At 55.8% G+C, this 10,783-nt stretch carries 11 protein-coding genes and 1 riboswitch; of the genes, 8 read left to right on the forward strand and 3 right to left on the reverse strand.

Translation table 11 applies throughout. The features are described 5' to 3' along the window. The first annotated feature begins 213 nt into the window (after positions 1-213). The 3 genes from T260_RS135365 to T260_RS1000000138245 all read left to right on the forward strand — a co-directional run bounded on the left by T260_RS135365 (position 214) and on the right by T260_RS1000000138245 (position 2,664). Positions 214-1,002, forward strand: a complete 789-nt coding sequence (locus tag T260_RS135365; protein ID WP_011232326.1) for an alpha/beta hydrolase family protein — start codon at positions 214-216, stop codon at positions 1,000-1,002. Positions 1,003-1,094: 92 nt separating this feature from the next. Beyond that, positions 1,095-1,337: a DUF2584 domain-containing protein gene (locus T260_RS0119615; RefSeq protein ID WP_011232325.1), complete on the forward strand. Its 243-nt coding sequence runs from the start codon at positions 1,095-1,097 to the stop codon at positions 1,335-1,337. A 280-nt stretch (positions 1,338-1,617) separates the two neighbouring features. Then, on the forward strand, positions 1,618-2,664 hold the full coding sequence (locus tag T260_RS1000000138245; RefSeq protein WP_023633426.1) for an Rpn family recombination-promoting nuclease/putative transposase: 1,047 nt from the start codon (positions 1,618-1,620) through the stop codon (positions 2,662-2,664). A 143-nt stretch (positions 2,665-2,807) separates the two neighbouring features. Here T260_RS1000000138245 and pckA read toward each other — a convergent pair whose 3' ends face one another. Next, positions 2,808-4,394 carry a phosphoenolpyruvate carboxykinase (ATP) gene (gene pckA / locus T260_RS135360; RefSeq protein ID WP_023633427.1) on the reverse strand — a complete coding sequence of 529 codons (1,587 nt, stop codon included), beginning with the start codon at positions 4,392-4,394 and terminating at the stop codon, positions 2,808-2,810. A gap of 218 nt (positions 4,395-4,612) precedes the next feature. Next, positions 4,613-4,727, forward strand: a riboswitch (SAM riboswitch). Positions 4,728-4,856: 129 nt separating this feature from the next. On the opposite strand from pckA, the gene metK reads away from it, so the two are divergent. Beyond that, positions 4,857-6,068 carry a methionine adenosyltransferase gene (metK, locus tag T260_RS135355; protein WP_011232321.1) on the forward strand — a complete coding sequence of 404 codons (1,212 nt, stop codon included), beginning with the start codon at positions 4,857-4,859 and terminating at the stop codon, positions 6,066-6,068. A gap of 22 nt (positions 6,069-6,090) precedes the next feature. Here metK and T260_RS135350 read toward each other — a convergent pair whose 3' ends face one another. Then, positions 6,091-6,639 (reverse strand): gamma carbonic anhydrase, encoded by a 549-nt coding sequence (locus T260_RS135350; protein WP_011232320.1) that lies wholly within the window; start codon positions 6,637-6,639, stop codon positions 6,091-6,093. 338 nt (positions 6,640-6,977) lie between these two features. On the opposite strand from T260_RS135350, the gene tbcS reads away from it, so the two are divergent. After that, complete coding sequence (gene tbcS, locus T260_RS135345) at positions 6,978-8,087, forward strand: tetraprenyl-beta-curcumene synthase (RefSeq protein WP_014196592.1); 1,110 nt, start codon at positions 6,978-6,980, stop codon at positions 8,085-8,087. Between the two features lie 47 nt (positions 8,088-8,134). On the opposite strand, the gene mnmM is transcribed toward tbcS, so the two are convergent. Beyond that, positions 8,135-8,722 (reverse strand): tRNA 5-(aminomethyl)-2-thiouridylate-methyltransferase MnmM, encoded by a 588-nt coding sequence (mnmM, locus tag T260_RS135340; RefSeq protein WP_011232318.1) that lies wholly within the window; start codon positions 8,720-8,722, stop codon positions 8,135-8,137. Between the two features lie 285 nt (positions 8,723-9,007). Between mnmM and T260_RS135335 the strand changes: the two genes are divergently transcribed. The 3 genes from T260_RS135335 to T260_RS135325 all read left to right on the forward strand — a co-directional run. Beyond that, the gene (locus T260_RS135335) at positions 9,008-9,271 is read left to right on the forward strand and encodes a YtzC family protein (protein ID WP_011232317.1); all 264 of its coding nucleotides are present in this window, start codon (positions 9,008-9,010) and stop codon (positions 9,269-9,271) included. A gap of 18 nt (positions 9,272-9,289) precedes the next feature. Continuing rightward, positions 9,290-9,454: a hypothetical protein gene (locus tag T260_RS135330; RefSeq protein ID WP_011232316.1), complete on the forward strand. Its 165-nt coding sequence runs from the start codon at positions 9,290-9,292 to the stop codon at positions 9,452-9,454. 210 nt (positions 9,455-9,664) lie between these two features. Further along, on the forward strand, positions 9,665-10,783 hold a 1,119-nt coding region (locus T260_RS135325), incomplete at its 3' end, for an MDR family MFS transporter (RefSeq protein WP_023633428.1).

Here is a 10,783-nt window from a genome sequence, read left to right on the forward strand (position 1 = left end):
GCCTAGAAAAAATGGGCGGTCGAACGAGAACGGGCGGCGGTCGGGACGCTCCTCGCGCTCCAGGGCTTTTTCAAGCTGACGCTCGGCCAAGGGGCGGCATGCACCAACAGCGAGGCAGTCGGACAGCCCCACTTGCCCTAATGAAAGAAGGCGTTGGGGGATGATGACGGGTGGTTCGCATCATCTGTTTTCGCGTAGGAAGGAGGCAGGCGTATGGACGGGGACATCATCGACCAATACCGGTTTCCGTCGCCGCATCCGGGAATCGATGTGTTCTTTGTCACCTATATGTCCCAAGGGCTGAAGGTGAAAGGATTTTTAGCGGCGCCGAAGCGAAAAGGCGTTTATGACGGGTTTTTGTATTTGCGCGGCGGCATCAAAAACGTCGGGCAAGTGCGGGTGCCGCGCCTTGTCCAATTCGCTTCGCACGGGTTTGTCGTCTTCGCTCCGCTCTATCGCGGCAATGGGGGCGGAGAAGGAAACGAAGATTTCGCCGGTGAAGACCGTTATGACGCGCTCGCTGGGTTTCATCTCCTTCGCCGCCATCCGCTCGTCCATCCCGGGCGCGTTCACATGTTCGGCTTCTCCCGCGGCGGGGCGATGGCGCTCCATGCCGCCCTAATGGCCGAGGGGGTCTGTTCGGTGGCGGTCTGGGGAGGGGTGGCGGATATGGAGCTTACGTATTGGGAGCGGCCTGACTTGCGGCGGATGATGAAGCGCGTCATCGGCGGGACGCCGAACAAATGCCCGGAGCGCTACCGGCACCGCACGCCGCTCTATCATCTGGAACGGCTCAAGGCCCCGGTGCTCATCATCCACGGCGAGCGCGATGAGAACGTCTCGATTGAGCACGCCTGGCGGCTGGAACGGCGGCTGAAGCAGCTCGGCAAACCGGTCACGGCTTGGTACTTCCCTGAGTTCACCCACTATTTTCCGCCGCAAGCCAATCGCGAGACGGTGCAAAGGCTCACGGAATGGATGAAACAACAGCCGACGATGTGATACGATACAACTAGAGGGGCGGCTGCGTGCGCCGCTCGGGTGGCGGCGCGGCCGCCAACGAATCGATGGGGTGCCAAGGAGGTTGGAATCATATGGGCATGCCGATGGAGCTGCAGACGGTCATTGTGACAAAAGGAAAGGAACAGCGCGTTCAAGGAAATGTGTTTGTGTTGAAAAAAGAAGGCTACCGCTTGTATCCGCTTGACGTGCCGCTTGAAGTGCGCCGGACGGTGCAAAGCGAAGCGAGCGGCGTCGCGGTCGTGAGAAAGCTCGAATGGGAAGACAGTCGGACGACGGTGACGTATGAGCTCGTCAGCCTGTATTCGACGAATTGAACGAGGCTGCACACCATGAAGCGGCTGAATGAGAGCTGAACGGGTTCATCGGACAGGAGCGCAAACGGAAGAACGGTTTGCGCTCTTGGCTCAAGTTTTTTCCGTCTATAGTTAACTTGTGGCGTCAGGCCGGTTCAGACAAGCATAAAAATAGCCTTTGCTTGAGGATTTCCTGTGCGACGTTTGATCATACCATAAAAAAAGTAGGGGGGAGGAGAAGGAGTTTGGCCGCGGAGAGCGAATATCATACGATGAATTCGATGCCGCAAGGAGGGGAAACGTGGCCAAACCGCGAATCGATCACGACCGGTTGTTCAAAGAGTTGCTGTCGACGTTTTTCGAAGAGTTTTTGCTTCTTTTCTTTCCCAACGTGTACGAGCACATCGACGTTCGCCACCTTTCTTTCCTCACAGAAGAACTGTTTACCGACGTGACGGCCGGAGAGAAGCATCGCGTCGACTTGTTGGTCGAAACGAAGATGAAGGGGGAGGAAGGGCTCATCATCGTCCATGTCGAACACCAAAGCTACGCACAGCGGACCTTCCCCGAGCGAATGTTCCTCTACTTCAGCCGCTTGTTTCAAAAATACCGCCGCCGCATTCTTCCGATCGCCATCTTCAGCTATGATGAACACCACGATGAACCTTCCTCATTGGTCGTCCAGTTTCCGTTTTTGACCGTTCTCGACTTCCGCTTTCTGACGGTGGAGCTGCGCAAACTGCCGTGGCGCGCGTACATCCGCCATGACAATCCCGTCGCCGCTGCCTTGTTAAGCAAAATGGGGTATAATGAAGAAGAAAAGGTCGAAGTGAAAAAAGAATTTTTGCGCATGCTCGTCCGCCTTGAGCTCGATGAGGCGAAACAGCGGCTGTTGTTCGGTTTTTTTGAAACGTATTTGCGGTTGTCCGAAGAGGAGGAAGNAATGGGGTATAATGAAGAAGAAAAGGTCGAAGTGAAAAAAGAATTTTTGCGCATGCTCGTCCGCCTTGAGCTCGATGAGGCGAAACAGCGGCTGTTGTTCGGTTTTTTTGAAACGTATTTGCGGTTGTCCGAAGAGGAGGAAGTCAAACTGCGAAACGAGGTGAGCCAAATGGAAACGAAGGAAGCGAAGCAAGTGATGGAGCTCATCGTCTCGTACGAACAGCGGGGAATGGAAAAGGGAATTCAACAAGGAGTCAAACAAGGGATGAAGCAAGGGCGCCAAAAAGGGATTGAGGAAGGGAAGCTCGACGTGGTGAAGAGAATGCTGGCGAAAGGGTACGATGTCGACACGATCCACGAACTGACCGGGCTGCCGGTTGAGAAGATCGAACGGGTGAAGGGGTAAGCAGAGCAGACTCTTCGCCGTCGAGCCTCACATTGTCGTCGACCCCCAATCGTGCAAAAACCCCGGGGGATCGACGACAATCATTTTATGCGTTCGAAAAAACAGCCGGACAGGGAACGGCTCCCTGTCCGGCCGGGTTCTTGTTACACGAGCGGTCCGCCGAGTTTTTCGATCGTCGGGTCGATATGGGCGAACTTTCGGAAGTTGGCGCGGAACTTTTGCGCCAGCTCTTTTGCTTTTTGTTCGTACGCTTGTTTGTCAGCCCATGTGTTTTGCGGCTGCAGGACGTCATCCGGCACGCCGGGGACGCGGGTTGGGATGGCGAGGCCGAAAATCGGGTCTTGCACCGTTTCGACGTTGTCCAGCTCCCCTTCGACGGCGGCTTGCACCATCGCCCGGGTGTAGGCGAGCTTCATGCGGCTGCCGACGCCGTACGGTCCCCCTGTCCAGCCGGTGTTGACCAAAAAGACGCGGACGTTGTGTTCGGCGATTTTTTGCCCGAGCATTTCCGCGTATTCGACGGCCGGGCGCGGCAAAAACGGTGCGCCAAAGCACGTTGAGAACGTTGCTTCCGGTTCGGTGACGCCGCGTTCGGTGCCGGCGAGTTTGCTTGTGTAGCCGCTTAAGAAATGGTACATCGCCTGTTCGCGCGTCAGCTTGCTGATTGGCGGCAGGACGCCGAACGCATCAGCCGTCAAAAACACGATCGTGGACGGATGGCCGGCGACGCTTGGGTCGACGATGTTTTTGATCGCTTGAAGCGGGTAGGCGGCGCGCGTGTTTTCCGTCAGCGTGCCGTCGTCGTAATTCGGCACCCGCGTCGCGTCGTCGAGGACGACGTTTTCGAGCACCGCGCCGAAGCCGATGGCGTCAAAAATTTGCGGCTCTTTCTCGCGCGATAGGTTGATGCATTTCGCATAGCAGCCGCCTTCGATGTTGAAAATGCCGCGGTTTGACCAGCCGTGCTCATCATCGCCGATCAAGCGGCGGTTCGGGTCGGTCGAGAGCGTCGTTTTTCCCGTTCCCGACAAGCCGAAAAAGAGGGCGACGTCGCCTTCCTGGCCGACGTTGGCCGAGCAGTGCATCGGCAGGATGCCTTGTTCCGGCAGCAAATAGTTCATCACCGAGAAAATCGATTTTTTCATTTCGCCGGCATACTCGGTGCCGCTGATCAACACGGTGCGCCGTTCAAACGAGATGATGATGAACGCTTCCGAGCGCGTGCCGTCAACTTTCGGGTCGGCTTTAAAGTTCGGCGCGCAAATGACGGTGAATTGCGGCTCATGCGCGGCGAGCTCTTCGGCGTTCGGCCGGATGAACAGCTGATGGACGAACAAGTTGTGCCAGGCGAATTCGTTGACGACTTGAATCGGCAGCCGGTATTTCGGATCGGCGCCGGCAAAGCCTTTAAACACGAACAGTTCATCTTTCTTCATTAAATAGTCGAGCACTTTGTCGTACAGTTTATCAAACGTCTCCGGAGACATCGGCTGGTTGACCGCGCCCCAGTCGATCGTTTGCTTCGTTGACGGTTCTTCGACGATGTATTTGTCTTTCGGCGACCGCCCTGTGTACTTGCCGGTTGTCACCGCGACGGCTCCGGTGTGCGTCAGCCGTCCTTCGTTCCGTTGCAGGACTTTCTCGACGAGCTCGGCGACGGACAGTTGATGATGCACGTACGGTTTTTGCAGCAATAAATCAAGCTTATTCGTCATGTTTGCGATCCCCATATTCAAAACCTGCCTTCTTTTTGTAATCACTCTTGAAAATAGTATAACACATTTTTATTAATAGTCCATACTAATTGTGTGGGTTTTTCAAACTTTATTTTGCCCAATGTGTTGGTTTCCTTGAGGAAAGAATTTTCGCGGCTGGAAATGATAAAAAATGAATTTTGATAGTTGACTTTGCCGATTCCGTTGCGATAAGATAAGTCATTGAACGGATACTCTTATCCCGAGCCGGTGGAGGGACAGGCCCGATGAAGCCCAGCAACCGTCACAACTGTACATGTGTGAAATGGTGCTAACCTGTGGCAAGGCGCAGTCCTTGAACGATAAGAGTGAAAGGAAGCAATACGATTGCCATGACCTTTCCTCAGCCGTTACAGGAAAGGTTTTTTATATTGCGAAGGGAAAAAGGGAAATGAGTTCCGTGTCGCCACATTATGCCAAGAGGAGGAAACAAACCGAATGTCAGCCAAACGCCGCTTGTTTACTTCAGAGTCTGTGACGGAAGGACATCCGGATAAAATTTGCGACCAAATTTCTGACGCCATTTTGGATGCCATTTTGGAAAAAGATCCAAACGCCCGCGTCGCCTGCGAAACGAGCGTTACGACCGGGCTGGTGCTCGTGAGCGGGGAAATCACGACATCAACATACGTGGACATTCCGCGCATCGTCCGCGATACGGTCCGGGAGATCGGCTACACGCGCGCCAAATACGGATTTGACGCCGATACGTGCGCGGTGCTGACATCGATTGACGAACAATCGCCGGACATTGCGATGGGGGTGGACCGGGCGCTCGAGGCGCGCGAAGGTCAGATGACTGACGAGGAAATCGAAGCGATCGGCGCCGGCGACCAAGGATTGATGTTTGGGTTCGCCTGCAATGAGACGGAAGAATTGATGCCGATGCCGATTTCGCTTGCGCACCGCTTGGCGCGCCGATTGGCGGAAGTGCGCAAAACGGACGTCTTGCCGTACTTGCGGCCGGACGGGAAAACGCAAGTGACGATCGAATACGATGAAAACGGCAAACCGGTGCGCGTCGATACGATCGTCGTTTCCGCGCAGCACCATCCGGAAATTACGCAAGAGCAAATCCAGCGCGACATTAAAGAGCAGGTCATCAAGCCGGTCGTGCCCGCGGAGCTGCTTGATGAGAACACGAAATATTTCATCAACCCGACAGGACGGTTTGTCATCGGCGGTCCGCAAGGGGATGCTGGGTTGACGGGGCGCAAAATCATCGTCGATACGTACGGCGGCTACGCCCGCCACGGCGGTGGCGCGTTCTCGGGCAAAGATCCGACGAAAGTCGACCGCTCGGCGGCGTATGCGGCCCGCTATGTCGCGAAAAACATCGTCGCGGCAGGACTGGCCGACAAATGCGAAGTGCAGCTTGCCTACGCGATCGGCGTCGCTCGCCCAGTTTCGATTTCGATCGATACGTTCGGCACCGGCAAAGTGTCGGAAGACATTTTGATTGAAGTCGTGCGCAACAACTTCGATCTCCGCCCGGCGGGCATCATCAAAATGCTCGACCTTCGCCGCCCGATTTACAAACAGACGGCTGCTTACGGCCATTTTGGGCGTACGGACATCGACCTGCCGTGGGAGCGCACCGACAAAGCCGCCTTGTTGAAAGAACAAGCGCTGGCGTTGGCGGACAAGTGATGAAAGAAAAAGAGCTGCCTGATCACGGCAGCTCTTTTTTGTCGGCGCACGATGTCCGCTGTTGCTGCAGCGCTTTGTAATACTGCCCTTTCTCGACATATTCGCGGCGGATGCGCTCCATTTCGCGGATATCGTCTTCCGTCAGTTCGCGGACGACTTTCGCCGGCCGGCCGAGGGCGAGCGTGTTGGGCGGAATTTTTTTGCCCGGCGGCACTAAACTGCCGGCGCCGATAAACGCGCCTTCCCCGATTTCCGCGCGGTCCAAAATGATTGAGCCCATGCCGATGAGCGCGTTTTTGCGAACGATGGCGCTGTGCAAAATGACTTGATGGCCGACCGTCACCCCGTCCTCAATGATAAGCGGATTGTTTGGACTTTGATGCAAAATTGAGTTATCTTGAATATTGACCCGGTTGCCAATCACCGTTGGCGCCACATCGCCGCGAATGACGGTATTGAACCAAATGCTTGTCTCTTCGCCGATCACGACATCGCCGGTGATCGTCACATAGTCGGCGATAAAGGCGGAGGCGGCAATTTGCGGCGTTTTGCCTTTGTATGGGTAAATCATGGGCGTTCGTTCCTTTCTGTTGCAAAATCGATCGTTCACCATGTATTGTACAACGCTGCGTCCAAATCGCCAACGAAAGCGAGCGCGCCTAATCGGGATTGGTGAAAAACGTTTCGTTTCGCCCGATGAGTGGTTGGGATCGGGGAAGAAGATCCGATTTCACAAAGCTTCTCAACGTGAGAAGAACCGTTGTTGAGCGGCTTTTTCATTCCGTCGCCAACCCTTTTATGGTTTGCCCCGGCCGCATTGATGGCAATACTGGAAGACGAGATCGCAAGCTGTTCAGACGCGAAACGATTTTGGTTGCCGATAAGATGGAAATGCTAGGAGACGAGACCATGGTGTTTGCACCTGAGGTGAGCCGATTGAACATTCCGAAAAACCCCATCGCCTTGATGAAAATGGTGTATCGTGACGTGCTTCCGCTTGTCCACCGCGAGCTTGCCTATTGGCGGCGCCAGGCCGAGCGCATTCCCGACCCGGAATTGCGGCGCCAGGCGCTCGCGAGCATCGCTTCGAAAACGTTCCATTGCGAAGGCGGCTCCATTTTGGCGCTCTTGGCCGGAGAAAACATGGAGGATTGCATCCGCTTTATCGTTGCTTACCAGACGATCAGCGATTATTTGGATAATTTGTGCGACCGCAGCACCTCGCTCGATCCGCTCGACTTTCGCGCCTTGCACGATTCGATGCCGGACGCTTTGACGATCGGAGCAGAGCCGTCGAACTATTACCGTCATCGCCGCGAACAGGAAGACGGCGGCTATTTGCCGGCGCTCGTCCGCACGTGCCAAGAGGTGCTCGAGACGGTGCGCCATTATGAGACGATCGCCCCATTTTTGCATGAATTGGCCGGATATTATTGCGACTTGCAAGTGCATAAACATGTCGAAGCGAGCGAGCGGGTGCCGCGGCTGGAGAAATGGTTCGCGCAATACAAAGACGCCTTGCCGCCGATGGAGTGGTATGAGTTTTCCGCCTGCTCCGGTTCGACACTCGGCATTTTCTGCCTCGTCGCCTATGCGTTTGGCGAATCGCTGCCGCCGGAGATGGCGAGACAAGTGCGCGACGGTTATTTTCCTTACATTCAAGGACTGCACATTTTGCTCGACTATTTGATCGATCAGGAGGAAGACCGGGACGGCGGCGATTTAAACTTTTGCTTTTACTATCCGAATGAAACGGTGATGCTTGAGCGGCTTTGCCATTTCATCGAAGAGGCCGACCGCCATGTCGGCGCCCTTCCGCACGGCGAGTTTCACCGCCTTATTCACCGAGGGCTTCTTGGGTTGTATTTGTCGGATGCCAAGGTGAAAAAGCAGCGCGGGCTGCGCCGGCTGGCGCGCCGGCTCGTCCGCGCCGGCGGGGCGGCGTCGCAGTTTTTCTATTGGAACGGAAAAGCATACCGCTTTTGGCAGGAGCGGCAAAAACGGCTGTCCTTTTCATAAGGGCGGCCGTTTGCTTGTATTGGCAAAAGGGGCGGGATCCGATTGAATCAGGCGCCCTTATCCGCCCGGGTTTCGAGCGCGAGCAAAAACGGCGGGTTGTTTTGCCGATTGATGAATTCGTATTTCAAGGCATGGACGCGCCGTTGATCAAGAGAGCGGACGTAATCAAGGAGCGCGTCGCGTTCGCGCTTTCCTTCCGGATGGCCGTGGTAGACGACAAGAACGATGACGCCGCCCGGCTTCATGACGGAAAGCAACTGGCGGACCGCTTCGATCGTCGATTCCGGCTGGGTGACGATTTGCTTATTGCCGCCCGGCAAATAGCCGAGGTTGAACACCGCGCCGGCGATGCGCCCGTGTACATCGGCGGGAAGCGCCTCAAGCAGTTCACTATGGCTTCGCTCGAACAACGTCGCCCGCCCGCATAGCCCATGTTTCGCGAGGCGGGCGGAAGCGGCGGTGATGGCCTCAGACTGAATGTCAAAGCCGAACACATGGCCGAAATCCCCGACGCGTTGGGCCAAATACACGGTGTCGTGCCCGTTGCCGACGGTCGCGTCGACGGCGATGTCGCCTTCGTTGACTGCTTGATCAAGCAAAAAGCGGGCAAACGGCAAAATGTTCATCAAAGCCATCGGTTGGCCCCTCCTTGTGATCGTTTCATCGTTTACGTTGGCAGGCGTGGCGTTGCGCCAAAGTGTCGGATGCCATCGCTTTTCCCCTAAACTTTCCATCCTCTGCGCCGGCGTGACAGAAAACCTTGAGCTGACCGACATTGATCGAGCTGAACGAAGATCCTCACGTCGGCATTGTAACAAAAACTTCATGGAAAATCGACCGCTGCCAATCATTGGCGTGATACGGCCGGCCTATGCGGCGCATAGTAAACATGAGGGAATATCACGAAACGAGGTGAGCGCATGGCGACAAGACAATCCGTTGAGGAATTTTTGCAGCGGTGTGAAGATGTGATCCGCTACGCGAAAGAGCAATATACGGAAGCGCAAAAGCAGGAGCATTACAACATCACCGAATACACCAACGCCCAGCAGATGCTCGAGCAGACGGTCATCGATTTAGCGCACTTGGCGCGAAGCTGCAACGCCCAGCAGCGCGAGCAGCTGCATCGGATGCGGCTCCAACTGGAGCAATTGCAAAATGACATGATTTTGCTTGACCGCTGAAACGAGGAGGAACACAACATGAAGCGACGCTTGAAACAAACGAATCCGGAACAAAAAACACGCAACGGCCAAAACAATAACGATCTTGAGCTTGGTCAAGACTTTGACCCGGTGAAGCTGGCGAAAAAGCAATACGAGGAAACGGGCGGCCAACCGATCCGCTCCAAGCAGCGGAACGGGTGACGACAAGCCAAAGGGGCGGAAGCCGCTCCGTCTTGTTCTTCTTTTCGCGCAGGAGCCCCGCTTCAAAAGCCATTGTTTCCGTGGGGAGTTAGTTTGGCAAAAAAGTGGCGGACGCATCGGAACGCTCCGCCTTTTTGATTGCATTTTTTCCTGTTTTCCCCTACAATTATTTCGGAACTCAAAATAAAAGCCAGAAAAGGATGATGACCGATGCCCCGCGCTCTTTGGTGGCTGCTTGTCGGCATGGCGCTCAATGTGACAGGGGCGTCGTTTCTATGGCCGCTAAACACGATCTATTTGCACGAACAGCTCGGCCAGCCGCTCGCTGTCGCTGGTGTCGTGCTCATGCTCAACTCTGGGGGAAGCGTCATCGGCAGCTTGGCCGGCGGCTTTTTGTTTGACCGGATCGGCGGGTTTCGCGTTTTGTTGGCCGGAGCGATGTTGACGATAGCCGCGCTCGGCGGCTTAAGCGTTTGGCACGGTTGGCCGCATTATGCGGTGTTTTTGGCGTTTGTCGGCGTTGGCAGCGGCGTCGTCTTTCCGGCGGCGTCGGCGTACGCCGGGGCGATTTGGCCGGAAGGGGGGCGGCGGGCGTTCAACGCCTTGTATGTCGCGCAAAACATCGGCGTCGCCGTCGGGTCGGCGCTTGGCGGGCTTGTCGCTTCATATTCGTTCTCGCTCGTTTTTTTCGCCAATCTTTTGTTGTATGCCGCGTTTTTGTTTACGGTTGTGGCCGGGCTGCGCCGCGTTCCGCTCTTGCCGCCGCCGAGAAAGAAACGATCCGGAGAAGCGGAAAGAGCGCCATCCCGCTCCGCGGGCTGGGCGCTTGCCCTCCTTTGCGCCGGCTATGGACTGTGTTGGTTGAGCTATGTCCAATGGTCGACGACGATCGCCGCCTATACACGCGAGCTCGGGATACCAGTCGGGCAGTACAGCTTGCTTTGGACGATCAACGGAGCGTTGATCGTCTTGGCCCAGCCGCTGTTGTCAGCGGTCATCCGCCGCTTCATGCCGACGTTGAAGCGGCAAATCGTGATCGGTTTTTTTATTTTCGCCGTTTCGTTTGCCATGCTGTTGGGGGCGCATTCGTTTGCAGAGTTTGCCGCGTCCATGATTGTGCTCACGATCGCCGAGATGATCGTCTGGCCGGCGATTCCGGCCGCGGTGAACGAATGGGCGCCCCCGGGGAAAGCCGGGTTTTACCAAGGAATCGTCAACGGGACGGCCACGGCCGGACGGATGATCGGACCGGTCATCGGCGGCTCGGTCGCCGATCTGTTTGGAATGAAACTGCTCATCATTTTTCGGCGTTTTTTTCAATCCATATAT

The organism is Geobacillus thermopakistaniensis (assembly GCF_000498995.1).
GTDB lineage: Bacteria > Bacillota > Bacilli > Bacillales > Anoxybacillaceae > Geobacillus > Geobacillus thermoleovorans.

What these genes read in the sequence shown, in the direction of transcription:
- pckA (WP_023633427.1), bottom strand. Translation starts at nt 4,394, where the DNA reads ATGGGGATCGCAAACATGACGAATAAGCTTGATTTATTGCTGCAAAAA.
- metK (WP_011232321.1), top strand. Translation starts at nt 4,857, where the DNA reads ATGTCAGCCAAACGCCGCTTGTTTACTTCAGAGTCTGTGACGGAAGGA.
- T260_RS0119615 (WP_011232325.1), top strand. Translation starts at nt 1,095, where the DNA reads ATGGGCATGCCGATGGAGCTGCAGACGGTCATTGTGACAAAAGGAAAG.
- T260_RS135335 (WP_011232317.1), top strand. Translation starts at nt 9,008, where the DNA reads ATGGCGACAAGACAATCCGTTGAGGAATTTTTGCAGCGGTGTGAAGAT.
- tbcS (WP_014196592.1), top strand. Translation starts at nt 6,978, where the DNA reads ATGGTGTTTGCACCTGAGGTGAGCCGATTGAACATTCCGAAAAACCCC.
- mnmM (WP_011232318.1), bottom strand. Translation starts at nt 8,722, where the DNA reads ATGGCTTTGATGAACATTTTGCCGTTTGCCCGCTTTTTGCTTGATCAA.
- T260_RS135330 (WP_011232316.1), top strand. Translation starts at nt 9,290, where the DNA reads ATGAAGCGACGCTTGAAACAAACGAATCCGGAACAAAAAACACGCAAC.
- T260_RS135350 (WP_011232320.1), bottom strand. Translation starts at nt 6,639, where the DNA reads ATGATTTACCCATACAAAGGCAAAACGCCGCAAATTGCCGCCTCCGCC.
- T260_RS135365 (WP_011232326.1), top strand. Translation starts at nt 214, where the DNA reads ATGGACGGGGACATCATCGACCAATACCGGTTTCCGTCGCCGCATCCG.